Annotated in this window: 22 protein-coding genes; 13 read left to right on the forward strand and 9 right to left on the reverse strand. The window is 69.4% G+C overall.

Going from position 1 to position 25,461, the window contains the following annotated elements:
• Positions 1-83 precede the first annotated feature (83 nt).
• From ACFRJ8_RS02640 to ACFRJ8_RS02655, 4 genes are all read left to right on the forward strand, one after another.
• Positions 84-992, forward strand: a complete 909-nt coding sequence (locus tag ACFRJ8_RS02640) for an IclR family transcriptional regulator (protein ID WP_377984581.1) — start codon at positions 84-86, stop codon at positions 990-992.
• A 254-nt stretch (positions 993-1,246) separates the two neighbouring features.
• The gene (locus tag ACFRJ8_RS02645) at positions 1,247-2,944 is read left to right on the forward strand and encodes a urocanate hydratase (protein ID WP_377984582.1); all 1,698 of its coding nucleotides are present in this window, start codon (positions 1,247-1,249) and stop codon (positions 2,942-2,944) included.
• Between the two features lie 98 nt (positions 2,945-3,042).
• A complete protein-coding gene (gene hutH, locus ACFRJ8_RS02650) occupies positions 3,043-4,635 on the forward strand; it encodes a histidine ammonia-lyase (protein ID WP_377984583.1) in 1,593 nt (530 codons plus the stop codon).
• Positions 4,636-4,786: 151 nt separating this feature from the next.
• The gene (locus ACFRJ8_RS02655; protein WP_091562768.1) at positions 4,787-5,023 is read left to right on the forward strand and encodes a hypothetical protein; all 237 of its coding nucleotides are present in this window, start codon (positions 4,787-4,789) and stop codon (positions 5,021-5,023) included.
• Positions 5,024-5,157: 134 nt separating this feature from the next.
• On the opposite strand, the gene hutG is transcribed toward ACFRJ8_RS02655, so the two are convergent.
• Both hutG and ACFRJ8_RS02665 read right to left on the reverse strand, forming a co-directional pair.
• Complete coding sequence (gene hutG, locus ACFRJ8_RS02660) at positions 5,158-6,117, reverse strand: formimidoylglutamase (protein ID WP_377984584.1); 960 nt, start codon at positions 6,115-6,117, stop codon at positions 5,158-5,160.
• A 178-nt stretch (positions 6,118-6,295) separates the two neighbouring features.
• Positions 6,296-7,738: an NCS2 family permease gene (locus tag ACFRJ8_RS02665; RefSeq protein ID WP_377984688.1), complete on the reverse strand. Its 1,443-nt coding sequence runs from the start codon at positions 7,736-7,738 to the stop codon at positions 6,296-6,298.
• Positions 7,739-7,859: 121 nt separating this feature from the next.
• Here ACFRJ8_RS02665 and ACFRJ8_RS02670 point away from each other — a divergent pair, with 121 nt between their 5' ends.
• The gene (locus ACFRJ8_RS02670) at positions 7,860-8,453 is read left to right on the forward strand and encodes a copper resistance protein CopC (RefSeq protein WP_377984585.1); all 594 of its coding nucleotides are present in this window, start codon (positions 7,860-7,862) and stop codon (positions 8,451-8,453) included.
• Positions 8,454-8,517: 64 nt separating this feature from the next.
• On the opposite strand, the gene ACFRJ8_RS02675 is transcribed toward ACFRJ8_RS02670, so the two are convergent.
• Positions 8,518-9,147 (reverse strand): FAD-binding protein, encoded by a 630-nt coding sequence (locus ACFRJ8_RS02675; RefSeq protein WP_377984689.1) that lies wholly within the window; start codon positions 9,145-9,147, stop codon positions 8,518-8,520.
• Positions 9,148-9,622: 475 nt separating this feature from the next.
• Between ACFRJ8_RS02675 and ACFRJ8_RS02680 the strand changes: the two genes are divergently transcribed.
• The 6 genes from ACFRJ8_RS02680 to ACFRJ8_RS02705 all read left to right on the forward strand — a co-directional run bounded on the left by ACFRJ8_RS02680 (position 9,623) and on the right by ACFRJ8_RS02705 (position 17,651).
• A complete protein-coding gene (locus tag ACFRJ8_RS02680; protein WP_377984586.1) occupies positions 9,623-10,660 on the forward strand; it encodes a universal stress protein in 1,038 nt (345 codons plus the stop codon).
• A 42-nt stretch (positions 10,661-10,702) separates the two neighbouring features.
• Entirely contained in the window at positions 10,703-13,468 is a 2,766-nt protein-coding gene (locus tag ACFRJ8_RS02685) for a PEP/pyruvate-binding domain-containing protein (protein WP_377984587.1), read from the forward strand.
• Positions 13,469-13,476: 8 nt separating this feature from the next.
• Entirely contained in the window at positions 13,477-14,322 is an 846-nt protein-coding gene (locus ACFRJ8_RS02690; RefSeq protein WP_377984588.1) for a hypothetical protein, read from the forward strand.
• A 109-nt stretch (positions 14,323-14,431) separates the two neighbouring features.
• Positions 14,432-15,520, forward strand: coding sequence for an outer membrane lipoprotein carrier protein LolA (locus tag ACFRJ8_RS02695; protein ID WP_377984589.1), 1,089 nt, complete (start codon positions 14,432-14,434; stop codon positions 15,518-15,520).
• Positions 15,521-15,571: 51 nt separating this feature from the next.
• Positions 15,572-16,702, forward strand: a complete 1,131-nt coding sequence (locus ACFRJ8_RS02700; RefSeq protein WP_377984590.1) for an ABC transporter ATP-binding protein — start codon at positions 15,572-15,574, stop codon at positions 16,700-16,702.
• A gap of 136 nt (positions 16,703-16,838) precedes the next feature.
• Positions 16,839-17,651, forward strand: a complete 813-nt coding sequence (locus ACFRJ8_RS02705) for an ABC transporter permease (RefSeq protein ID WP_377984690.1) — start codon at positions 16,839-16,841, stop codon at positions 17,649-17,651.
• Between the two features lie 69 nt (positions 17,652-17,720).
• Here the strand turns inward: ACFRJ8_RS02705 and ACFRJ8_RS02710 are convergent, their stop codons facing one another.
• The 5 genes from ACFRJ8_RS02710 to ACFRJ8_RS02730 all read right to left on the reverse strand — a co-directional run bounded on the left by ACFRJ8_RS02710 (position 17,721) and on the right by ACFRJ8_RS02730 (position 22,914).
• On the reverse strand, positions 17,721-19,220 hold the full coding sequence (locus tag ACFRJ8_RS02710; protein WP_377984591.1) for a C40 family peptidase: 1,500 nt from the start codon (positions 19,218-19,220) through the stop codon (positions 17,721-17,723).
• A 337-nt stretch (positions 19,221-19,557) separates the two neighbouring features.
• Positions 19,558-20,484, reverse strand: coding sequence for a cation diffusion facilitator family transporter (locus tag ACFRJ8_RS02715; protein WP_377984592.1), 927 nt, complete (start codon positions 20,482-20,484; stop codon positions 19,558-19,560).
• 10 nt (positions 20,485-20,494) lie between these two features.
• Positions 20,495-20,956 carry a metallopeptidase family protein gene (locus tag ACFRJ8_RS02720; RefSeq protein ID WP_377984593.1) on the reverse strand — a complete coding sequence of 154 codons (462 nt, stop codon included), beginning with the start codon at positions 20,954-20,956 and terminating at the stop codon, positions 20,495-20,497.
• A 9-nt stretch (positions 20,957-20,965) separates the two neighbouring features.
• Positions 20,966-21,946, reverse strand: coding sequence for a DMT family transporter (locus tag ACFRJ8_RS02725; protein WP_377984594.1), 981 nt, complete (start codon positions 21,944-21,946; stop codon positions 20,966-20,968).
• An 86-nt stretch (positions 21,947-22,032) separates the two neighbouring features.
• A complete protein-coding gene (locus ACFRJ8_RS02730; protein ID WP_377984595.1) occupies positions 22,033-22,914 on the reverse strand; it encodes an ArgP/LysG family DNA-binding transcriptional regulator in 882 nt (293 codons plus the stop codon).
• A gap of 68 nt (positions 22,915-22,982) precedes the next feature.
• Between ACFRJ8_RS02730 and ACFRJ8_RS02735 the strand changes: the two genes are divergently transcribed.
• Positions 22,983-23,585 (forward strand): LysE/ArgO family amino acid transporter, encoded by a 603-nt coding sequence (locus ACFRJ8_RS02735; RefSeq protein WP_377984596.1) that lies wholly within the window; start codon positions 22,983-22,985, stop codon positions 23,583-23,585.
• A 137-nt stretch (positions 23,586-23,722) separates the two neighbouring features.
• Complete coding sequence (locus tag ACFRJ8_RS02740; protein ID WP_377984597.1) at positions 23,723-24,274, forward strand: methyltransferase family protein; 552 nt, start codon at positions 23,723-23,725, stop codon at positions 24,272-24,274.
• A 22-nt stretch (positions 24,275-24,296) separates the two neighbouring features.
• On the opposite strand, the gene ACFRJ8_RS02745 is transcribed toward ACFRJ8_RS02740, so the two are convergent.
• Positions 24,297-25,316 (reverse strand): PHP domain-containing protein, encoded by a 1,020-nt coding sequence (locus ACFRJ8_RS02745; protein ID WP_377984598.1) that lies wholly within the window; start codon positions 25,314-25,316, stop codon positions 24,297-24,299.
• Positions 25,317-25,461: the final 145 nt, after the last annotated feature.

Here is a 25,461-nt window from a genome sequence, read left to right on the forward strand (position 1 = left end):
CCTGTGCGAGGGTGTCCGTTGACCGGCGCAGGGCGCATGCTTAAGTACGGGATACCGGACACCACCCGACCTGAAGAGGATCCATGCCACCCACCAGCACCGCCGTAGGCCCCGCCGCCGCGAGCCATGCCGCCGCGACTGCGGCCCTTGACGTGCCCGCCGCATCTGTTGCCGGCACGCCTGCGCCCAAAGCCGTCCACCGGCCCGCGGGCACCAAGGTGGCGTCGAAGGTGCCGGCCGCCGAGAACACCCTGCGCATCCTCAAGCTGCTGGCCTCCCGCCGGGGACCGATGGCGGCGTCGAACATTGCCACCGCACTGGGGCTGCCGCGCTCCAGCGTCTACCATCTGCTCGGAGTGATGGAAGCGAACGGCTTCGTGCTCCATCTGCATGAGGAACAGCGCTACGGCCTGGGCATCAGCGCGTTCGAGCTCAGTTCGGCCTATTCGCGGCAGGAGCCACTGTCCCGGCTGGGCCGGCCGATGCTCGCCTCGCTGGTGGACGTGATCGGCGAAAGCGCGCATCTCGCGGTGCTGCACGGCCGCGACGTGCTCTACATCGTGGAGGAGCGGGCCAAGAACCGGCCCTCCCTGGTGACCGACGTCGGCGTCCGGCTGCCCAGCCACCTCACCGCCAGCGGCCGCGCCATCCTTGCCGCGCTGCCGAAGTCCCAGGTGCGGGCGCTTTACCCTAACGCTGCAGCCTTCACGGCCCGGCACGAAACCGAATCGCCCATCATGAAGTACTCCGCGCTGTCCTCCCATCTGGACCAGGTCCGGCAGCGCGGCTACGCCACCGAGCACGGCGAGGTGACCCCAGGCTTCGGCTCGATCGCGGCGGCCGTAACCGACCACGTGGGCTGGCCCACCGCCGCCGTCGCCGTGACCTTCCTCGAGGACAAACTGCCCCCGGACCAGTGGCCGGTCCTGGCCGCCCGGATCCAGAAGGTCGCCGACGAACTCTCGGTCCGGATCCACGGCCGCCCCGCCTGACCCCATCCCATCCCATCCCATATTGCGCTATCACTTTGGGCTGCCATTCGCCCGTTTTAGCCACCGGAAGTGATAGCGCAACGGGGGAGGGGGAGGGTCTGGAATCCCGGACAGCACCCCTGCGATGGGCCTGTTTCCGAGGCCGCGAAGGGGCTTTAGTTGATACAGAACCTCATTCCTCCCGATTCACCCCACACAGACAACACCAGCACAGACACCCGCCAGCAACACATCCAGCCACAAAGGAGATCCTCATGGCACCCGCCGATTTCACCACCGGTGCCCGCCCGGTCAAAGCAGCCCGCGGCACCGAGCTCACCGCCAAGAGCTGGCAGACGGAAGCCCCGCTGCGCATGCTCATGAACAACCTCGACCCCGAGGTCGCCGAGCGCCCCGATGACCTGGTGGTCTACGGCGGCACCGGCCGCGCCGTCCGGTCCTGGGCCGCGTTCGACGCGATCACCCGCACCCTGGAAACCATGGAAAAGGACGAGACCCTGCTGGTCCAGTCCGGCAAGCCGGTGGGCGTCTTCCGCACCAACGAATGGGCGCCGCGGGTGCTGCTGGCCAACTCCAACCTCGTCGGCGACTGGGCCAACTGGCCCGAGTTTCGCCGGCTCGAGGCCGAGGGCCTGATGATGTACGGCCAGATGACCGCCGGGTCATGGATCTACATCGGCACCCAGGGCATCCTGCAGGGCACCTTCGAGACCTTCGCGGCGATCGCCCGCAAGCTCACCGGGGACGAGAACGGCACGCTCGCCGGCACCCTGACCCTCACCGGCGGCTGCGGCGGCATGGGCGGCGCCCAGCCGCTCGCCGTCACCCTGAACGACGGCGCCTGCCTGATTGTCGACGTCGACGAAAGCCACCTCCGCCGCCGGGCCGGCAAGCGTTACCTCGACGAGGTCGAAACGGACCTCGACGCCGCGATCGCCAAGGTCCTCAAAGCCAAGGAAGAGCGCCGCGGCTGGTCCGTGGGCTACGTCGGCAACGCCGCCGAGGTCTTCCCCGAGATTCTGCGCCGCCACAACGCCGGCGAGCTCACCGTCGACATCGTCACGGACCAGACCTCCGCACACGACCCCCTGAGCTACCTGCCCGAGGGCATCACGGTCGAGGAATGGCACCGCGAGGCCGCCGCCGACCCCGAGGGCTTCACCAAGAAGGCCCAGGCCTCGATGGCCAAGCACGTCCAGGCCATGGTCGAGTTCCAGGACGCCGGCGCCGAGGTCTTCGACTACGGCAACTCCATCCGCGACGAGGCCCGCAAGGGCGGCTACAACCGCGCCTTCGAATTTCCCGGCTTCGTCCCGGCCTACATCCGCCCGCTGTTCTGCGAGGGCCTGGGCCCGTTCCGCTGGGTGGCCCTCTCCGGTGACCCCGAGGACATCGCCGTCACGGACAAGGCCATCAAGGAACTCTTCCCCAAGAACAAGCACCTGCACCGCTGGATCGACGCCGCCGCCGAACGCGTCGAGTTCGAGGGCCTGCCGGCCCGGATCTGCTGGCTGGGCTACGGCGAACGCGCCAAGGCCGGCCTGCTGTTCAACCAGCTCGTCAGGGAGGGCAAGGTCAAGGCCCCCATCGTGATCGGCCGCGACCACCTAGACTCCGGCTCCGTCGCCTCCCCGTACCGCGAAACCGAGGCCATGGCCGACGGCTCCGACGCGATCGCCGACTGGCCGCTGCTCAACGCCTTGCTCAACACCGCTTCCGGCGCCACCTGGGTCTCCCTGCACCACGGCGGCGGCGTCGGGATCGGCCGCTCCATCCACGCCGGCCAGGTCTCCGTCGCCGACGGCACCGACCTCGCCGCGCAGAAACTCGAACGGCTCCTCACCAACGACCCCGGCATGGGCGTCATCCGCCACGCCGACGCCGGCTACGACCGCGCCGTCGAGGTCGCCAAGGAACGCGGCGTACGCATCCCGATGAACGAAACCCGCTGACCAAGGCCCCAATCCCACATCGACTGCTCCGCAAGTGCCGTTTTGAGCCACCAAAAGGGCACTTGCGGAGCAATCGATGAGAACGAAGTAGGAATATCATGACCATCACCACCCACTCACCGCTCACCGTTACCCTCGGCTCCAGCGGCGTGACCCCCGAGGACGTCGTCGCCGTCGCGCGCCACGACGCCCACGTGACCATCGCCCAGGACGCCCTCGACGCCGTCGCCAAGGTCCGCGCCCACATCGACGATCTCGCCCACAGCGAGGTTCCCGCCTATGGGATCTCCACCGGCTTCGGGGCGCTGGCCAACCGGCACATCCCCAACGAGCTGCGCACCCAGCTGCAGAAATCCCTGATCCGCAGCCACGCCGCCGGCATGGGCCCGGCCGTGGAACGCGAAGTGGTCCGCGGCATCATGTTCCTGCGAGCCAAGACCCTGGCCTCCGGCCGGACCGGCGTCCGCCCCGTGGTGCTGCAGACCATGGTGGACGTGCTCAACGCCGGCATCACCCCGGTGGTCCGCGAATTCGGCTCCCTCGGCTGCTCCGGCGACCTCGCGCCGCTCTCGCACTGCGCCCTGGTCCTCATGGGCGAAGGCGAAGCGACCGGCCCGGACGGTGAGCTCTACGGCGTCAAGGGCGGCCGCAGCGTCGCCGAGCTCCTCGCCGCACACGGAATCGAACCCGTCACCCTCGCCGAAAAGGAGGGCCTGGCCCTCGTCAACGGCACCGAGGGCATGCTCGGCATGCTGCTGATGGCCATCGCGGACATCCGCCAGCTGCTCACGACGGCGGACATCACCGCCGCGCTCAGCGTCGAAGCGCTGCTCGGCACCGACCAGGTGTTCCTGCCCGAGCTGCACGCAGCGCTGCGCCCGCACCCGGGCCAGGCCGCCTCCGCCGACAACATGCTCCGCGTGCTGTCCAACTCGCCGATTGTGGCCTCGCACCGGATCAACGACACTAAGGTCCAGGACGCCTACTCGCTGCGCTGCGCACCCCAGGTGGCTGGCGCCGTCCGCGACACCGTGGACCACGCGGCCATGGTCGCTTCCCGCGAGCTGGCCGCCGCGATCGACAACCCGGTGGTCCTGCCCGACGGCCGGGTCAGCTCCAACGGCAACTTCCACGGCGCCCCCGTGGCCTACGTGCTGGACTTCCTCGCGATCGCCGTCGCGGACCTGAGCTCCATCTCCGAGCGCCGGAGCGACCGGATGCTTGACCCGGCCCGCTCGCACGGGCTGCCGGCCTTCCTGGCCTCGGACCCCGGCGTCGACTCGGGCCTCATGATCGCCCAGTACACGCAGGCCGGTCTGGTTTCGGACAACAAACGGCTGGCCGTCCCGGCGTCGGTGGACTCGATCCCGAGCTCCGCGATGCAGGAGGACCACGTCTCCATGGGCTGGCACGCGGCCCGCAAGCTCCGCCGGGCGGTCGAGAACCTGCGCCGCGTCCTGGCGATCGAGCTGGTGACCTCGGCCCGGGCGCTGGATATCCGCACCCAGCTCTCCGGCGGCGAACTCACGCCGGGTCCCGCGGGCGCGGCCGTGATCGCCGCGCTGCGCGATGTCGTCGAGGGTCCTGGCACCGACAGGTTCCTGTCGCCGGAGCTTGAAGCGGCGGACCAGCTTGTTGCGTCGGGCAAGGTCCGCGCGGCGGCCGAATCCGCCGTCGGAAATCTCGCCTGAGAAGAAACAAAGTGCAATACGGCTGAACAATTCCCGGCGTCCCCGAAATCTTTGGCGACACGGAAGGCGAGGGCCCGGGAACTGTAGTACAAATGGAAAGTCACACCAATGAAGTTGTGGCAGAGAACACATACAAAGGGGTAAGAGTTCTATGAAAGCACGCGGCACGGTTCTGTCCAGACGCCTTGCATCCGCAGCTACGGTTTCCGACTGGAGCGGCCTCCGGGTCGGCGAACGCGTCGAAATCGTCAAGCACGCACAGGTCATTGCAGCCGGTGAGGTCGAAGAAGTCTCGCTGAGCGGAAATGTGCTCTGGTTGGTCCCCGCCGGGCCGTCCGAGACGCAGCTTTTCCTGCAGTCCGACGGCGTGCAGGTGCGCCGCAGCTAGATCCGTTTCACTAGAAAGTCCCCGCCGCGGCGGGGACTTTCTGCGTTTCAGGTAATTGCCGGCGCGGCAGGGGCGGCGATCGCCCGATTGGAAGCGCTCTCGCCGCTGCAGGGGAGGGCTATCCAGGCCTTCGCCTACGCGAGCAGTGTATTGATCAGCCGGGCGGCCACCTTGGCGGTGCGGCCGTCGATATCAAATTCCGGGTTCAGCTCGGCGATATCCAGATGCAGGTGCTTCCCGCTCGCGGCCACCTGCCGGCACACGGCGCTGATGACCGGCAGCGGCACACCATAGGCGGCCGGAGCGCTCACCCCCGGGGCCACCGAGGCCGGCAGCACGTCCAGGTCGATGGTCAGGTAGAGCGCGTCCACCTGGGCCAGGAACCCCGCCACAAACGCTTGCGCGGCCTCCGCCGAGCAGTCCTCATCCAGCAGGTAGTCGACGCCGAGTTTCTCTGCCGTCCGGAACAGCGCCCGGGTGTTGTTCGGCTCGGAAATCCCGACGACGGCGTAGCGCAGTTCGCGGCCGGCGGCGGCTTCCGCGTGGGCCATCTGCAGGAACGGGGTGCCGGAGCTGGGCACGGGCTCGTCGCGGAGGTCGAAGTGCGCATCGAGGTTCAGCACGCCGACCGTGAGGCCCTCGCGCACGGCCGCCGATCCGGCCACACCGAGGTAGCTGGCAAAGGCGGTCTCGTGGCCGCCGCCCAACACCACGGGGAGCTGGCCGGCGTCGAGCAGCCTGGTGATGGCGAGCCCGGCACGCGCCTGCCCAGCCTCCAGCGCGTCCCCGGCCACGGTGACGTCACCGGCGTCGTGCACGCCCCGCGACAGGTGGAAGGCGAGCGGGCCGAGCGCGGCCCGGATGGCGGCAGGAGCGGCCGCGGCGCCGGTCCGGCCCTTGTTGCGCCGCACCCCGGCGTCGCTGCCGAAGCCGAGGATGACGGCGGGGCGCGGGCCGGGGGTGGCCGCGGGGGCCATGCGGGGAGTGTAGGGGGTCACGGCCTGCCACCAGCGCCGGTGCTCGGCACCGTCGCCGTCGAACCGGCCGGTCCAGGGCTGCGACGGGACATCAACGGGAAGCGCGGGAGAAACCATCCCCCTAGCTCACCGCAGCCCCGGCAGGAAAACCAGCAGCGCCGCGGCCGGACTGTCCGGAATCCCGGAAACTGCTCTTAAACACCGCCGAGACGACACTTCACGGCAGTGTTTTTCGAAAACTTCGAAAGCATTGCGCGTGAAGTGACGTCTCGGCGGACGGGACCGGGGGTAGTACTTAGTGCAACCCGAGGGCCGCCTCGATCGGTCCGATCGCGAAGAACAGCAGGAACGCGGCCGCCACAGCCCACATGAGCGGGTGCACCTCGCGGGCCCGGCCCTGGAACAGACGGATCAGCACGAAGGAGATGAAGCCCGCGCCCAGGCCGTTGGCGATCGAGTACGTGAACGGCATGAGGGTGAACGTCAAGAAGGCCGGGATCGCGATGCCCCAGTCCTGCCAGTCGATCTTGCCCACCTGGGAAACCATCATGAAGCCGACGATCACGAGCGCGGGGGCCACGGCCTCGAACGGCACGAGGTTGATCAGCGGGGTGAAGAACATGGCCACGAGGAACAGCAGGCCGGTGACGACGGAAGCCAGGCCGGTGCGCGCGCCTTCGCCGATGCCGGCACCGGATTCGACGTAGATCTGGTTCGACGAAACGGAGGCGCCGCCGCCGATGATCGCGCCCAGGGCGTCCACCTGCAGCACGCGGTCGACGTTGGGGATGTTGCCCTCCTTGTCGATGGTGCCGGCCTCGGTGGCCAGACCCACCATCGTGCCCATGGCATCGAAGAAGATGCTGAGCAGGATCACGAACGCCAGCAGGCTCGCCGCGACGAAGCCGAGGTGCTCAAAGGCGCCGAACGGGTTCGCCTGGCCGATCAGGGACAGGTCCGGGGCCGCCCACTCGGAGAACGCCGGGGCCACGAGGGACCAGCCCTGCGGGTTGTGATTCGTGCCGTCAAAGCTGGGCCCGATGTGCAGGGTGGATTCCAGGATCACGGACAGGATGGTGGAGGCGACGATGCCGATCAGGATGGCGCCCTTGACCTTGCGGACCACGAGCGCGATGGTCAGGACCAGGCCGAAGACGAACACGAAGGTGGGCCAGCCCAGGAGCTTGCCGTCGAAGCCCAGGCCGACCGGAACGGTGGTGCCGGCGACATCCGGGATGCGGCGCACGAAGCCCGCGTTGACGAGTCCGATCAGGGCGATGAACAGGCCGATGCCCACCACGATCGCCGTCTTCAGCCCCTCGGGAACGGCCTTGAACACAGCCGTCCGGAAACCGGTCAGGACCAGGATCAGCATGGTGACGCCAGAAAGCATCACCAGGCCCATCATGTCCGGCCAGGACAGCCCGGGGTTCGTGGCCACGGTGACGGCGACGAAGGCGTTGACGCCGAGCCCGGTGGCCAGTGCGAAGGGATGCTTGGCCCAGGCGCCCATCAGGATGGTGAGGATGCCGGCCACGAAGGCGGTGACGGCAGCGACGGCGGGGAACCCGAGGGTCGCGCCCGTGGAGTCCGGCCCGGAGAGGATCAGCGGATTCAGCACCACGATGTAGCTCATGGCAAAGAACGTGGCGAACCCTCCGCGGATCTCGCGCGAGAAGTTCGACCCCCGCTCGGATATCTTGAAATACCGGTCGAGCGCGGAGCCCTGCGTGAGCATTAGGTCTTGCATTAGTCCTCCGGGAGTGATGGGTGTTGCCTATATCCTATTTGGCGCCCAACGGCCAACCCTGCGTTTTCGCCTAGTCTGTAAGGAAGCCAACACTAGGAGTAGCCTGCCCATGCGCCGTATCCGCCAGCTTCGCAGTGCCCTGCTGGGTGCCGTCGTCCTCGTGGCCGTCCTGCTGGGAGCCGTGAGCCCGGCGTCGGCGCACGACACCGCGGAGTCCACCAGCCCGGCGTCCGGTGCAACCGTCGCGGCACCGCCGGAGCAGGTTTCGGTCACTTTCAACCACAATCCGCTCGCCCTGGGATCGCAGTTCCTGGTCAACGACGCCACGGGCGCCAACTGGGCGGATGGCCCCGTCGCGATCGTGGACAACGTCGCTGCGCAGAAGCTGAAGTCCGGCGCCCCCGCCGGGAAGTACACCGTGCACTGGCGGGTGGCCAGCTCCGACGGCCACCCGATTGAGGGCAGTTTCACCTTCACCGCGACGGCGGCTGCAGCAGGCTCGACGTCGGCTGCCTCGGTCCCCACGATGGGCACCGCCCAGCCGGGCACCACCCCGGAGCCGGCGCCTGCACCGGCCGGGTCGGAGCAGTTTCCCTGGAGCGTCATGATCTTCGTCGCCGTGGGGGTCGGAATCCTGGTGGCCCTGGGCCTGATGGCCAAACGCCGCCTCACCCCGGACGAGGGCAACGACACCGAGAGCTGACCCAACACCTGACCCAAAGCAGCGACCGGAAAACCACGTAACCGGCCGCGCACGCCGGCTCCGGCTAGGCGGGAGCAGCCAGGGCAAAGCCGGCAGGCAGCAGCGTGGGGACGCCGTTGGGGTAGACCTTGGCGGAGATCGCCTGCCCCACCACTTTGGCCTGCCGCAGGACTTCCTTGGGCGTCGGGGTAATCAGCTCGCCTACCCCCACGAGGTACATCCCGAGGGCATGCATCGCCGCCATGAGGTTCGCTCCGGCGGCCATGCCAAGCTCGGAGAGCATGCGGCGCAGCTGGCTGTGGGCGCAGCGGGTCAGGACAAGATGATCGGCCAAGAGGACGCCGCCCGGGGTCTGGACGGCCCACTTCTCGGTGGGGGAGCCGTCCATGCCGGTTTCACGGAGGTCCAGCTGCAGGGCACGGATGTTGTTCCGTACATCAAGCTTGTGGCTTGCGGCGTAGTTGCGCAGGTGGCGCAGGATTTCGTTGCGCTCCCGCAGGCTGGCGGCGTCCGCCGCGTCGCAGCGCTGGAGCGAGGACGTGTTGGCCGGATGGCCGGCACCCAGGAGGTCGAGCCCGTCCACAATGATGGACGCCACACCGCGGCGTTGGAGTTCGCTGGCCACAGCCAGGCCGGAGAGCCCCGTCCCGATGACTACGGCGGTGGTCCGCTCAATCCCGCCGTACAAAGGCATGCTCGACACTGCAGGGTACCTCCTTGAATGGTGCCAGTCGCAGGGAAATACCCCGGACGCCGAACCTAGGCCTGGTTTTGGCAACCCCAGCGGTTGCGTTCCGAAATACCAGTCTCGGTTCAGCAGTGCCTCGAAGGATACCTAAGATTCCCGCCCATGGATAGGGGAGGTAGGACATTGGGTGTGGTGCCGAATTTTGGGCGGTTTCGTGCCCCGGATCCTACGGAAACCGTCCCCGGAAGCCCGGGAATCCGCGCCACGAAACGACGTGTTAACTCTGCGTAAATCCTTTGGCCGCGGCCCGTCTGGGCCTCCTGGAGGCCGTCTTGAATGTTCGCAATTAACCGAGAATAGTGAGGAAAAACAGGGGTTCCTGCACGCAGATTCCGGGTCGCCTCGCCAGTGGACGCCGGGCGGCGGTACTTCTGGCAGAATAGCCGCAACATCAGGCAAGAATCGCGAGGAGGCGGACCCAATGGGCCGTGAACAGGTGCATCCGGACCCGGCATGGGAGGCCGGCGGCGAACCGGCGCCTCCCCGGGGAATCGTTGTGGGAGTGGATGGCTCGGACCACAGCCACTGCGCGCTCGTGTGGGCAGCCCGCGAGGCAGAACGCCGCCGTCGCCCGCTGCACATCGTGACCGCCTATTCGGTGCCGATCTTCGCCGCTTCCGGGCTCGACGGCGGCTACGCCACGGTGGACGACTCCGTGATCCGCGAGGGCGCCGAAGCCATTCTCAAGCACGCCCTCGACAAGATCGCGGGTTACAACATCGACGTCGACGCCTCCGTCGAAAACGGCGACGCGTCCGGCGTGCTGCTGGAAATCAGCGAAACCGCGGAGCTTCTGGTGTTCGGGACCCGAGGCCGCGGTGGCTTCGTGGGCCGGCTGCTCGGCTCCGTCAGCAGCGCACTGCCCGCGCACGCGAAGTGCCCCACCGTGACCGTGCCGCTGATCTGCGCGGACCGGCTGGGCGAAACCACTGACGACAAGCATGTCTTGGCCGAACGGGCGAAAATGGGCCGCCAGCCGATTGAAAACGTCGTGGTGGTCGGCGTCGACGGCTCGGAGCAGGCCCGCGTCGCGGTGTTGGAGGCGGCAGCCCAGACCGAACGGCTCTCCGCCCGGCTGCGGGTGGTGTGCGCCGTGCCGCAGTACACCGGCTCGCTGGCATGGGTGCCCACCCCGATGGACCGCGACGCTTTGTTCGCCGACATCAAAGTCCAGCTTGACGCCGGCGTGGCCTGGCTGCGGAGCCACTTCCCCGCGCTCCAGGTGGAGACGCAGCTCGTGGACGGCTCTCCCGTTGACATCCTCGTCGACGCCAGCAGGCACGTGGAACTCGTGGTGGTCGGCACCCGCGGGCGCGGCGGCTTCGCCGGAATGCTGCTGGGCTCCACGTCCGACGGCGTCCTCCACCACGCCAAGGGGCCGGTCATGGTGGTGCCGGACCGCGACGACCCGCGGCTGGCGGACAGGGCCAGCTTCGGCCCGATGCTCGGCGACTCCTAAGTCCCGAGGCCACAGGTCCGGCGTCGGAAGGACGGTTTGCGGATGGAGCACCCCGGGGAGCCGGACGCTGCCGAGGACGGGCCGGTCCTGGCCTTGGAACGCCTTGGCCAGGACATGCTGGCCAGGGTCGGCGGCAAGGCGGCCAACCTGGGCGAGCTGGCACGTGCCGGCCTTCCGGTTCCGGCCGGCTTTTGTCTGACCACCCGGGCCTACCTGGACGCCACCGCATCCCCGGAGCTGGCGGACGTGCACCGGGCCCTCGCCGCGACCGCCCCCGATGACCTGGCAGGTCTGGCTGCGCTTGCCGCGAAGGCCCGCGCGCTGGTGCTCGACGCCGCAGTCCCCGCCGGCATCGACGCCGCCGTGCGCGCCGCGTATTTGGCGCTGGGCGCGGACGGCCCGGTCGCGGTGCGGTCCTCCGCGACGGCCGAAGACCTGCCGTTCGCCAGTTTCGCCGGCCAGCAGGACACGTTCCTGAATGTGGTCGGCGCGGATGCCGTGCTGGCTGCCGTCCGCCGATGCTGGGCCTCGCTGTGGACAGACCGTGCGGTGACGTATCGGGCGGTGCAGGGGATCGAGCCCTCGGCGGTGTCCCTCGCGGTGGTCGTCCAGCGCATGGTGGACGCGGCCGTGGCCGGGGTGCTGTTCACCGCCAACCCTGTGACCGGCCGGCGGCACGAGGCCGTCATCGACGCTAGTCCGGGGCTGGGCGAGGCGGTGGTGTCCGGGGCCGTCAACCCGGACCACTTCGTGATCGACGGCGCCACAGGACGGATCCTCGAGCGGCGACTGGGGGACAAAGGCATGCTCATCCGTCCCCTGCCCGGCGGCGGAACCGAGCGGGTGGCGCAACCTAGCGCAGGTTTGGCGCCCAGCCTTGACGATGCGCAGCTGGCCGCGCTGGAGCTCCTTGGCCGCCGCGCGGAAGTGCGCTTCGGTTCCCCGCAGGACCTCGAATGGGCCATCGGCCAGGACGGCGCCGTGTGGCTGACCCAGTCCAGGCCCATCACCACGCTGTACCCGATGCAGGAAAGGCCGCCGTCCGGGCCAGCGCCGCGCGTCTATCTGTGCTTCAGCCTGGCCCAGGGACTGACCCGGCCCCTGACGCCGATGGGCCTCGCCGGCATCCGGCTGATTGCGTCCTCGGTTGCGCGGGCGGCGCATTTCCCGGTGCCGGCGCCCCGTGACGGGCCTGCGCCATACGCGGAGGCCGGACAGCGCATTTACTTCGACCTCACGCCCGTAGTCCGGAGCAAGGCCGGGCGTGCGATTGTCCCCCGGGTGTTCGATGTCATGGAGGCGCGCTCCGCGGCCGTGCTGCGAAACCTTTTCGCCGATCCGAGGTTCTCTGTCACCATAAGATCGCCGTGGCCGCTCCTGCGCCACGTTGTTCCGGTGGCGGCGCGGGCCAGAGTCCCGGAGACCCTGATCCGCGGCCTCATCCGGCCCGAGAAGGCGCTGCGCCGGGCCGACCGTGTGGGCGAACAGCTCAGGGCCGCACTCGCGGTGCCTGCCGGCGCCACCGCCGCGCAGCGCCTGGACCAGGTTGAGCAGATCCTTGGCCAGCGCGTCTTTGCCGTGGTTCCCGCCATCCTGCCGCTGCCCGCCTTGGGGTTCGCCTTGCTCGCCCTGGCCGGAAAACTCGCGGGGAACCCCGGGAACGGGGCGCTGCAGGAAGTCCTGCGGGGTCTGCCCAACAACGTGACCACCGAGATGGACCTGGACCTCTGGTCGCTGGCCACCGCCATCCGCAACGATCCGGCGTCGGCGGCCGTGTTCCAGGAAGCCGCATCGGCCGAGATAGCCCGGCGTTACCGGGCAGCGGATCTTCCCGGCGCCGTGCAATCCGGGCTGTCAGACTTCTTGGGCCGGTACGGCCACCGCGCCGTGGCGGAGATCGACGTCGGAATGCCCCGCTGGTCTGACGACCCGACCCACATCCTCGGGGTCCTGGCCAACTATCTGCGCATGGATGACCCGGCCATTGCCCCCGACCGGCAGTTCAGCAAGGCGGCGCGCGAGGCTGAGGCGCAGGTGGCTCGGCTTGTGGCTGCGGCCGGGCAGCGCAGCCGCCTGCGGGGTGCCCTGGTACGGGCAGCGCTGCGCCGGACCCGAATGTTCGCGGGATTGCGTGAACTGCCCAAATACCATCTCGTGGAAGCGCTCAGTGCCGTCCGCCAGCAGCTCGCGGCCGTGGGCGCCGAACTCGCCGCGGCCGGGGCCATCGATGCGGCGGACGATATCTTCTTTGTTGACCTGACCGAGGCGCACCGGGGGCTGGGCGGCGACGCGCTGCAGGGTGTGGTGGCGCAGCGCCGGGAGGCTTACGCGGCTGAACTCGGCCGCCGGCACATCCCCCGCGTGCTGCTCTCGGACGGCACCGAACCCGAGGCAGTGCAGACCAACGCAGTGCCGACCAACGCTGCGCAGGCCCGTGCTACGCGGTCCGGCGCCGACGGCCGGGGCCCGGCGGGCGCCGACGGCGGCGCGGGACAGCTCTCCGGCACGCCGGCCTCGGCCGGGACCGTCACGGCCCGGGCCCGCGTGATCCTGGACCCCCAGGGCGCGCACCTGGAACCGGGCGAGATCCTCGTGGCGCCGTCCACGGATCCCGGATGGACGCCGTTGTTCCTGACCGCCGGCGGCCTCGTGATGGAAATGGGCGGGCCCAACTCCCACGGCGCCGTCGTGGCACGGGAATACGGGATCCCCGCGGTGGTGGGGGTCCCCGACGCGACCACGAGGGTCGCCACCGGCGACAACCTTACGCTCGACGGCGCCGCCGGCACGGTGACACCGGCAGAGTGACGCTGGCCATGAGCGAAGTTCGCGGTTCCAAAGGACAGGAACCCGGGGTCACCGAAATTCCCGCGGCGGGTACCCCGGGACCTGACACCCGGCCGCACGAAAACCCCGGTTCCGAACACCCCCGCTCCGGCGCACCGGCTGCCGGAGCTCCCGCGGCCGCAGGTCCCGCTGCCGGAGCTCCCGTGCCCGCAAACCCGGAGGCGCCGGAGGCGCCGGACGCGCGGCTGCCGGCGTGGCTCGTGGAGCGGCCGCTCACGGCCGGCTGGGCGTGGGCCGGGTTCTGGGCCGTGCTGATCGTGACCGATGAATTCCTGGATCTGGCCGGCTGGTCCTGGTATGTGCTGGTCGGCATGGCCGCCCTGCCGACGCTGCTGGCAAGCCTCGCGCTGCTGCACGCCACCCCGCGCCGCTACCTGAAGCCCCGCCGGGACACGGTCCTGGGCCACTTCTTCGTCCGCTTCCTTGCGCTGGTTGCCGCCTTCCTCGTGTGGGGCGTGTCGGTGGTCATGAGCGCCTCGATCTCAACCACCCTCCAGGCCCTCGTCGGGGCGTCCGAACGCGAGGTAACCGCCGTCGGCTTCAACCTCCTGCTCGCCGCGATCCCGCTGGTGGTCTCCGTGCTGTGGCTTGTCTTTATCATCCGCTGCGCCTGGTTCCTGCGCCGGCTCCGGGGCTGGAAACAAGCGCCGGAACCGGGCACCGTGCCCAAGAAATTCCTGCGGGACAGGCCGCGGCTGAGGCGGGTGGTGGTGGGCCTCGCCCATCCCGGTCTGCTGCTCGTGGCGGGCCTGGGCACCTCCGTGCTCGCGCTCCTGCTGGGCGCCGTGGAACTGACCATCAATGTGCTGAAGTAGGGCAACCGGGCGGCCGGGGCCAGGCGTACTGTTGACCTATGAGCTGCACTGAAGCGCGCATACCTCAGACGCGGAAATTTGGATCATCTCTTCCCGGGGCGCGGTCACGATGACGCGCCAATGGCTGCGCTGGCTGCCCGCCGTCGCCGTTCCTGCGGTCATTGCCGCCGGCGCGCTGGCCGGATCCCTGCCCGCCAGCGCCGGGGATCCCCTGCCTACCAAGACGCCGGAGCAGGTCCTGCAGTTGATCGCCCAGCACCGCACGCCTGCGCTCTCCGGAACCCTGGAACAGTCCTCCGAGCTCGGTCTTCCCGAGCTCCCCAAGACCGGTACCGGCCCGGATTCGTCCAACACAGCCTGGCTCGAACTGCTGACAGGTCCGCACACCGCCCGGGTCTATCGCGACGGGCCGGATAACGCCCGTATCCAAGTGATGGACCGGCTGGCCGAACGCAACGCCGTCCGCCACGGCAACGAGGTTTGGTTCTACAACTCCAAGGACAACACGGCCTCCCACCTCCAGCTCCCGGCCCACCCGGCGGGCGCCGCCAACCACCGCGGCGACGGCAGCGACGCCACGGCCACCCCGGACCAGCTCGCCACGACGCTCCTGGCCAAGATCGAACCGGGCACCGACGTGACGGTGGGTGCCGACGTCCAAGTAGCCGGACGGGCCGCCTACAACCTGGTGCTGACGCCGAAATCCGATGCGACGCTGGTCGGGTCCATCGCCGTAGCCGTTGACGGCCAGACTGGGCTGCCGCTGGGCGTCGAGATCAAGGCGCGCGGACAGGCGGATCCTGCCTTCCGGGTCACCTACACGAGCCTGACGCTCGGCGCCCCGGACGCTTCGGTCTTCACGTTCAGCCCGCCACCGGGCGCCACCGTCAAGGAGATCCCCGTGCAGGAGCACAAGCGCGGGAAAGACTCCGGGAACGCCACGGCGCCAGCAGCCAAGGATAGCGCCCGCAAGCCGGCCGTCACCGGCTCCGGCTGGGACTCGGTGGTTGAGTTCCCGGCGCGAACGGCCAGCCCCGCCTCGGACGCCGCGGCCCTGCTTGAACAGGCCACTGTTCCGGTCCAGGGCGGCCGGCTCCTGTCCACGGCGCTGGTGAACGTTTTGGTGCTCGACGACGGCCGGGTTGTCGCCGGCTCCGTGCCACTGGAGCGGCTCCAGGCCGCTGCCGCGCAGAAGTGATGATGGGCGCGCTATCCGGCGACGGCCGGGTGACCCTCCGGTGACAGCCGCGTGAGCGCCGCCGGGCCGGGGGCCGAGCGGAGCATCGAGGCCAGCAGCGAGCTGAGCATTGAGACCAGCGGCCTGACCAAACGGTTCGGCCAGCAGTTGGCTGTCAACGGCGTCGACCTGGCCGTGCCGAAAGGCGCGGTCTTCGGCTTTCTCGGTCCGAACGGTTCGGGGAAGACCACCACCATCAGGCTCCTGCTGGGGCTGGCCACGGCCAGCGGCGGCTCCATGCGCGTCCTGGGCGAGGAGATGCCCCGGAAGCTGGCTGGCGTGCTTCCGCGGGTCGGGGCGCTGGTCGAGGGACCGGCGTTCTACCCGTTCCTCTCGGGCGCGGCCAATCTGCGCCGCATGGACGCCGCGGACCCCCACGGTTCGGCGGCGACGCGGCGCGCCCGGGTCCAGTCAGCCCTGGAACGGGTCGGTTTGACGCACGCCGCGGACAAACTGGTCCGGGCCTATTCGCTGGGCATGAAGCAGCGGCTGGGGATCGCCAACGCCCTGCTCGCCCCGCGGGAACTCCTAGTGCTGGATGAGCCCACCAATGGGCTGGATCCCCAGGGCACCCGTGAGGTGCGGAGCCTGGTGCGATCGCTCGCTGCGGACGGCGCCACGGTGTTCGTCTCCAGCCACCTGCTGGCCGAGGTCGAGCAGATCTGCACGCATGCGGCCATCATGAGCGCGGGCCGGCTTGTGGCGCAGGGAACCCTGGCGGAACTGCGTGGGGCGGGCCAGGCAAGGTTCCGCGTGCTGACCCCGGATCCTGGCACCGCAGCGCAGGTGCTGACGGGCCTAGGCCTGGCCGTGAGTGCCGACGGCCGCACTTCCGCAGGCACGGGTTCCGGTGAGGCGGGGTCCCGTGCCGCTGGCTCCGGGACGGACGCGGCACTGTTCGCGTCACTGACTGCGGCACTGACTGCGGCACCGACTGCGGCGCTGACTCCGGCACTGACTCCGGCTCCGCCAGGGGCGGCAGCCCGGGAAGACGCGGGATCCGCTCTGGCCGTGGAGCCGGAAGCTGTGGTGGCGGCCCTCGTGGCGGCCGGGGTCCGGGTACGCGGCTTCGCGACTGAACAGGCCAGCCTCGAGGACCGGTTTGTGGCATTGACGGGGGAGGGGTTCGACGTTGTCCAGTAACAGCCAGCCTCTGGGCGATCCGCCAGCCGACCTTTCAGCCGGCCCACCAGCCGCCCCGGCCGGGGGCAGCAGGGGAGCGGGCCCAGGCGCAGCCGGCGACGTCGGGGCGGGCGGTCCGCCGGTCCGGCGCGGATCCCTGACCGGCGGACTGCTGGCGTCCGAGCTCGGCGTATTGTTCCGCCGCCGCAGGACGTGGGCCATGTTGTGCGCGCTGGCGGCCATCCCGGTCCTGATCGCCGTGGCGGTGCGGGTTTCCTCGGCCGTGCCGCCGGGCCGCGGACCCGCCTTCCTGGACCGGATTGCCCAGAACGGCCTGTTCGTTGGCGTCACGGCCTTGGTGGTTTCCGTTCCGCTGTTCCTGCCGCTCACCGTCGGCGTCGTGGCAGGGGACACGATCGCCGGCGAGGCCGGGCTGGGAACCCTGCGCTACTTGCTCGTGGCACCGGCGGGGCGGATCCGTCTATTGATCGTCAAATATGCAGGAACGGCCCTGTTCGTGGTTGTTGCCCCGCTCGTGGTGGCCCTGACCGGGGCGGGGATCGGCGCGGCGCTCTTTCCTGTGGGGCCGGTGACCCTGCTTTCCGGCGACACGATCGAGCCCGGCGAGGCAGTGGTCCGGCTCCTGCTGATCGCCGCCTACCTGGCTGTTTCACTGCTGGGGTTGTCGGCGATCGGACTGTTCATCTCAACCCTGACCGACGTTCCAGTGGGGGCCATGGCGGCCACTGTGGTGCTCTCGGTCGTCGCCCAGGTCCTGGACGCGCTGCCACAGCTGGGGTGGCTGCATCCCTGGCTGTTCAGCCACTACTGGCTGGACTTTGGCGATCTGCTCCGCCAGCCGGTTTCCTGGGACGCCTTTACTGCCAACGCCCTCCTGCAGGGCGGCTACATCGCCGTCTTCGGCGCACTGGCTTACGGCAGGTTCATCACCAAGGACGTGCTCTCCTAGCCAACGGACAGGCCGACCCTGGACGGCATCCTAGGACCGCACCTCAGAACTGCGGCCCAGAACCGGCTCTCAGTAGCGCGCCACGTAGCCGTAGAGCTGCATCCCGGACATGGCGGCAACGTCGGTCACGGTGATGCCGGCGTCGGGATTGAGAGCCTGGACCACGCGGCCGCCACCGAGGTAGATGGCCACGTGGTAGAAACCCGGGGCCGAGCCCCAGACGAGCAAGTCGCCGGGCCGGGCCTGGGAGAGCGGGACGTGGACGGGGGCCTGCGCGAACTGCTGGGAGGCAGTGCGGGGCAGATATTTGCCGGCAGCGGCGAACGCGTTCTGCACCAGGCCCGAGCAGTCAAACCCACGGGCCCCGGTCCCGCCGTACTGGTAGAAGTAGGGCGATCCTGTCTTGCCAAGCGCAACTGAAATCGCGGTCTGGTTCGAGCCGCCGGAAATCGGCGCCGGCACAGGGGAAGGTATGGGCGCCGGAACCGGGACAGGCGCCGGAACCGGAACATGAATCGGCGCCGGAGCAGGCACGGGGGCCGGTGCGGACGCGTGTACCGGCGCGGGTGCGGGTGCGGGTGCGGGTGCTGGTGCTGGTGCCGGAACGGGAGCCGCCGGCACGTGGGCCGGAGCCGGTGCCGGAGCCGGAGCTGCCGGCAGCTGTGCGGCCGAATCGTCCCCTCCCGGTGATGCCGGGGCAGGCTGGGAATCCGTGGCCGGCGGCGGCGTCGCGGCGGACGCCGCAGTCAGTGCCGCCAGCCGCTCCTGCTGGCGCTGGCGGTCGAGGGCGTCCACCCGGGCCGATTCCAGCGCCGCGGTGGTGTTCTTAAGGTTTGCCAGCTGGTCAACCAGCGCGGTGCGCTGTGCTTTGGCATCCGTCACGGCCTGGCGCTGGGCCGCGGTGGCGCGGTCGGCGTCGGCCTTGCGGTCTTCCGCGGTCGCGGCGGCCTCATCGGCGGCGCGGTTGGCGTCCGCTGCGGATTCCGTCAGTGACTTTGCGGCGGCAGCCGCTGTTTCCGCGGACTCAAACGCCCTCGCGCGTCCGGCCGTTACAGCCTCCAGCGTGGCCGCATCTTCGAGGGCCCGTCCGCTGCCGCTGACAAAGCTGCTGAGCGCAGGATTCAGTCCGCCATTGCGGTACAGATCCCCGGCCAGCTGGCCGATCTGCTTACGGGACTTGGCCTGTTCAGCTTCGGCGGCGGCAGCCCTGGCGGCCGCCACAGCCGCCGCGTCACGGCGGGTGGCCAGCTCCACGAGGGCCTCGCCGTAGGCATTGTTTGCTTGCAGGGACGCGGCGAGGCTGGCTTCCTGGCCGGCCGACGCGTCCGCCAGGAGCCCGTCGATCCTGGTGACCTCCGCCGCCGTCGCGCTTTCACTGGACTTGGCGGCCGCGATCTCTTCCGGTGAGGGGATCTCCGGCGACGCCGGAACCGGGCCGGCCGCTGGCAGCGGTCCGCGTCCGAACGCGGAAGTCAGGGGTGCGGCCTGTGCCGGGAGCGCGAGCGTTCCAAGGAGGACGACGGCGGTGCAGAGCACAGCCGTCTTGCGACCGGATCCGGTCCAACTCATGGGCAAACCTCGCGAAGTCTCAGGCTGGTATGAGCGAGGTCGGATTTGGCGCGTGCAAGCCCCTCTGCGGATCACCCAGCAGGCATGAGGCTACGTGCCAAAGGTCACTTTGGCAACACGAGTCACATGAATAACATAAACAACACTGGTGTCATTTGGCCACGCTCGCGAGGGGTGTGTCGTGCTGGCAGCAGGCCGCGGCGCCATGCGGACGCTGCCCCTCTCGTACAGAACACCCCCGGCGCTGCCGCGTGCCAGGACCCGGCCGGACCCGGCCGATCCCGGCGCGGCGCGGCGGCGGGCACCCCCGGGACGCTCCCGCACGCTGGTGCGGGGGTCAGGCGTGCTGGTGCGCCTCGTGCTCCGAATGCGTGACGGGCTCGAGCTGGAACGTGCAGTGTTCGGTGTCGAAATGGGAGCCCAGGCAGCTGGTGAGTTTATCGAGGACCCGGTCCGCGCCCCGGGCACTGAGCGCCGCGTCCTCCACCACGACATGCGCGGAGAAGACGGGGACGCCCGAGGTGATGGTCCAGATGTGGATGTCGTGGACGGATACCACTCCGTCCACCGAGAGGATGTGCTCGCGGATCATCTGAACGTCCACGCCCTTGGGGGTGGCCTCGAGGAGCACGTCCACGACGTCGCGCAGCAGGTGCCAGGCCCGGGGCAGGATCATGAGGGCGATGAGGATCGACGCAATGGTGTCAGCAGCCTGGAACCCGGTGACCATGATGACCACCGCCGCCGCAATGACGGCAAAGGACCCCAGCAGATCCCCCAGGACCTCCAGGTAGGCGCCGCGGACATTCAGGCTCTCCTTCTGGGCGCCGCGCAGGATCAGCAGCGATACCAGGTTGGCGACGGCGCCGAGGACCGCTGCTGCGAGCATGATGTCGGTGTGGACCTCCGGGGTTGAGCCGAGCCGGCGGATGGCCTCGGTGAAGATCACCACCGAGATGACGATCAGGACCAGGGCGTTTGCCAGCGCCGCCAGGACCTCGGCGCGCTGGTAACCGTAGGTGCGCAGATCGCTGGCGGGCCGGGTGGCGATCCACGCGGCCAACAGGGCGATGAAGATGCCGGCGGCGTCGGAGAGCATGTGCCCGGCGTCGGCGAACAGGGCCAGGGACCCGGAGACCACGGCGCCAATCGTCTGCACGAGCACCACGGCGAGCGTGATCGCCAGGACGGCGACCAGGCGCTTGCGGTGCTTCGCAGTGCCTGTGGCAGTGAGGCCGTGCGAGTGGCTGTGGTCGTGTCCCATGCCTACAAGGCTATCCCCAGCCGAGCTCGTGCAGGCGCGCGTCGCTGATGCCGAAGTGGTGGGCTATCTCATGCACCACGGTGACTGTAACTTCCTCGATCACGTCCTCCCGGGAGGCGCAGATGTCCAAGATGGGCTGGCGAAAGATCGTGATCCGGTCCGGCAGCGAGCCGGCGTCCCACCAGGAGTCCCGCTCGGTCAGGGGAACACCCTCATAGAGCCCCAGCAGCACGGTGTCCGGGTCCTCGCCGGGCTGCGGGGTGTAGTCGTCCTCGATGAAGATCGCGACATTGCTCATGGTCTTGGCCAGCTCCGGCGGGATCCGGTCTAGGGCGTCGCTCACCGCCGCCTCGAAATCGGCCTCGGACATCGGGAACGGCCCGTCAGCCTGGTACTCACTACCGTCACTACCGTCACTGCCGTCCCCGCCGTTCGGAACGATCGGCAGGCCGGGCGGGAGGGATGAGGGCATACGGAAACTCTAGCGGGACCGGCGCCGCGTCAGCCCCACGCCCACGAGGCAGATCACACCGCCCACCAGGCCCCAGATGGTCGGAATCTCGCCCAGGACCAGCCAGGAGATCAGGATTGTGGTGCCCGGGACCAGGTAGGTGGTGGCGGCGAGGCGCCCCGCGTCAATGAGGGAGAGCGCGTAGGCCCACGTGGTGAACGCGATCGCAGTGGGGAAGATGCCCAGATAGACCAAGCCCAGCGTCGCCGGCAGGGGAGCGGACTGCAGCTCTGTGATCAACTGGCCGCTGAAGGGAAGGCAGCAGACGGCGCCCACCATGATGCCGAACCATGTGGCCTGGGCGGCCGGGAACTTGCGGAGCACCGGCTTTTGGACGATCACGCTCACGGCGGCCAGCGCGGCCGCGAGCAGGCACAGCAGCACACCCGCCACGTCCGCCGTCGAGCGCTGGCCGGATCCCAGCGCAATCACGGCCACGCCGCCGAAGGCGATCAGGCTGCCGATGATCAGCCAGCGCGGGAAGCCTTCTTTCAGAATCACGCCGGCCATCACGGCGACCAGGATGGGATTGACGTTGATCAGCAGGGCGGCGGTGCCGGCGTCGAGCATGTGCTCGGCGGCGTTCAGGGCCACGTTGTAGCCGCCGAACCACATGACGCCGTACGCCAAAATGGGCCACCATTCGCGGCCCCGGGGCAGCCCCCTGAGCTTTGGCACCACCAGCAGGCCCAGCACGACGGCGGCAACGGCCAGGCGGCCCAGCGTCAGGGAGCCGGGGGAGAAGCTCGGGCCCACGGCGCGGATGCCCACGAATGCCGAGGCCCACAGGACCACGGTGACGACGACGGCGGCGATGCCGAGCCGGCTGATCGGGGCCGGCTGTCGGGGAGAGCCGGGCGCGGGTTGCGGGGCGGGTAAGGGGGCAGGGAGCGGAGACCCTTCGTGGGGGCCTGCGGAGGGAGTGGGGCCGGATGCGGCGGTTGTTGCCATGCTGCCAATCTAGCCGCTCCCGCACGGTCATTACTGGCGGAAATCGGTCGCGTCTAGTCGAGATCCTGCCAACATGGCGGACGGCCTCAGCGGAGGACCTTCGCCGCCGCCCGGACAGCGTCCGCCACGCCGGTCAGCGCCGCCGACCCGCGCCGCCATTGCTGCCAGTAGAGGGCGACGTCCACGTGCGCGCGGGCAGAGAGCGTCTCGAGCCTGCCACTGTCCAGGTCTTCGCCGATTTCGATCTCGGGCATCATGCCCCAGCCCATGCCCCAGCGGATGGCATCGCCAAACTCCTGGGCGGCCGGCACGTAGTGGCGCGGCGGCTGCAGGGCTGCGCGGCTGAACCGGCGCAGCCAGCGGTCCTGCAGATCGTCCTTGCGGTCAAAGACCATAACGGGAGCCGCGGCCAGCGCAGCGGCGCTCACCCCGTCCCCAAACCACCGGCGGGTGAAGTCCGGAGCGCATACCGGAAAGTAGCGCATGATGCCCAGCTTGCTGGACGAGCAGCCGGGCACGGGCTTGGCTGTCTCGGTGATGGCGGCAGCGGCGGCGCCGGCACGCAGCAGGTCCAACGAGTGCTCCTGGTCCTCGCGCAGGATCTCCAGCTGGACGTTGTCGCTGGCCGCGGCGAGCCCGGCCAGCGCCCAGGTGTGCAGTGAATCGCTGTTGATCACCAGGGTCAGGCGCGTTCCCCCGCGGGATTGCTCCGGCTGCAGTTCCTCGGCCAGGTCCGCGGCGAGCATTTCCAGCTGCCGGGCGAACCGCACCACGGCCTCGCCGGACTCCGTGAGCCCGGGCGGCCGCGCGCGGGTCAGGACGGGCCTGCCGACGGCGGCCTCGAGGGCCCGGACACGCTGGCTGATGGCCGAGGGCGTCACGGACAGGTGGGCGGCTGCGGCGTCGAAGCTCCCGTGCGTGAGAATTGCGGCCAGCGTCCGGGCCTGCTCGGGGGAAATTTCCATCATTAGCTCATCTTATCTATCAGCAGAAACTTTAACTGGTTTCATCTTTGGCGGGCCCCTACCGTGGACTGATGATCCTTCCCCTGTTTTCCGGCCTTTCCGCCGGGCTGTCCCTCATCGTTGCCATCGGCGCGCAGAACGCTTTTGTCCTCCGCCAGGGCATCCAGCGCTCCCACGTCGTCATGGTGGTGGCGGTCTGCGCGGTTTCGGACCTCGTGCTGATCCTGTTGGGCGTCGCGGGCATCGGTGTCCTGCTGGACCGGGCGCCCGGTGCCCTCGTGGTGATCCGCTGGGTCGGGGCCGCGTTCCTCCTCGTCTACGGAGCGCTCGCGGCCTGGCGCGCGGTCCGGGGGGAGCAGTTGCAGAATCCCGGCGACAAACCGGCCGGTGGCCGGGCCGCCGTACTGGGCACCTGCCTGGCTTTCACGTGGCTGAACCCGCACGTCTATTTGGACACGGTGCTGCTGCTCGGATCCCTCGCCGCCGCCCAGGGCGAAGCCGGGCGCTGGTGGTTCGCCGCAGGAGCCGGCCTGGGAAGCATCGCCTGGTTCACCGCCCTCGGGGCAGGGGCGCGTTTCCTGACGTCCCTGTTCCGGCGCCGGGCGGCGTGGCGGGTGCTCGACGCCGGAATCGCCGTCGTGATGGTCACCCTTGCCGTGCTGCTGCTGGCCTGAACGGCGGCTGCCCGCCGTTCCGCCGGCGCGCGGTGACCGACGCAACGCGTAGGGAAAACCGAACTTCTCCCGGGCCGGCCTTAGATCGGGGCCGGTGGGCCCTTGTCCCCTCAATGATGCGGCGCAACGATTGCGGTATGACCGCATCCGCAGCGTCGGCCCGCGAAAGAAGGCGTGCAGCCATCGGTACGGCCGCCTTCGCGGTTGCCCCCGCAACCGTCGCCGGCGTGGTGCCGTGGCTGCTGGCCCGCTGGGAAGTGGCTTCCCCGGCCCCGGGCGGGGTGCCTGCGCAGATCACCGGCGCCCTGCTGATCGGCGCGGGCGCGGCGGTGATCGCGAACTCGTTTGTGCATTTCGCCGTGGAGGGCATCGGGACCCCCGCACCGTTCGCCCCGCCCAAGAACCTGGTGGTTGGCGGGCTCTACCGGTACGTGCGGAACCCGATGTACGTGTCCGTTGCGGCGGCTGTTGCCGGTCAGGGACTCCTGCTTGGCCAGCCGAAGCTCTTTGTGGCCCTGGGCATCGGCGCCGTCCCGGTGGTCGCATTCGTCCGGCTGTACGAGGAGCCGGCACTTACCCGGAAATTCGGCGCGGCCTACGAGGAATACCGCCGAAATGTCCCGCGCTGGCTGCCCAGGCTCACGCCGTGGCGGCCGGAGGGCCCGGAACAGCCCCGGGGCGAAGGCTAGGGCGCGGGCCCGGCCGGGGCCGCTACTTTCCGCGTCCGGCCCACTCCAGCAGCCGATCCAGCGGCCAGGTGGTGACGATCCGCTCGGCGGGCACGCCGTTCGCGGCCGCGCGTTCGGCGCCGTACTGCAGGAAATCCAGCTGGCCCGGCGCATGGGCGTCACTGTCGATGCTGAAGAGGCTGCCGGCGTCGAGGGCCAGCCGGATCAGTTCATCCGGCGGATCCTGCCGTTCGGGGCGGGAATTGATCTCGACGGCCACGTTCTCCTCGGCGCACGCCGCGAACACCCGCCCGGCGTCGAACTCGGACTGCGGCCGGGTTCCCCTTGAGCCCTGCAGCAGCCGGCCGGTGCAGTGGCCGAGGACGTTCATATGCGGATCATTGATGGCACCCAGCATCCTGTCCGTCATGGTGCGCCGGTCGGAACGGAGCTTCGAGTGGACGCTCGCCACCACGATGTCCAGCTGCTCCAGCATGTCCGGGGTCTGGTCCAGGCTGCCGTCCTCCAGGATGTCCACCTCGATCCCGGTCAGGAGGCGGAAGCCCCCGTCGTCCCCGTTGATCTCCGCAACAACGGCCAGCTGTTCCCGAAGGCGCTCGGCGCTCAGGCCGTTGGCGATCGTCAGGTTGGGGGAATGATCCGTCAGAGCCAGATAGTCCCGGCCCAGGGTCCTCGCGGCGTCAGCCATGAGTGCGATCGGGGACCCGCCGTCGGACCAGTCGCTGTGGCTGTGCAGGTCCCCGCGGAGGGCGGAGCGCAGTTCGGCGCCGCCGGTCGCAAGGGGCTGCTGCCCGCGTTGCCGCAGGCCCTCGAGATAGTCGGGCACGCCGCCGTCGACCGCCTGCCTGATGACTTCGAAGGTTCTGTCCCCGATCCCCTTCATGCTTTTCAGCCTGCCGTTGCGTGCCCGCGCCGCGACCTCGTCCGGGTCCAGGGCGCCGATAATCCCGGCTGCCTTGCGGAATGCTTGGATCTTGAAGGTGGGGGCGAGCTCGCGTTCCAGCCAGAACGCAATCTCATTGAGGGCATCAACGGCATCCATCCGTCCATCTTGCACCCGCCCGGCACCGATCTTGCACCCGTGCAAGCCTGATTTTGGATAATCCGGGGGTGTGCCCTTATAGTTTTATAGTCCAGTTCGGAGGAACCCGAAAGGACAAAAACGACAGGCTTCGGCCCTTAATTTT

This window comes from Arthrobacter sp. NPDC056886, from assembly GCF_042788715.1.
In the GTDB taxonomy this organism is placed as follows: domain Bacteria; phylum Actinomycetota; class Actinomycetes; order Actinomycetales; family Micrococcaceae; genus Arthrobacter.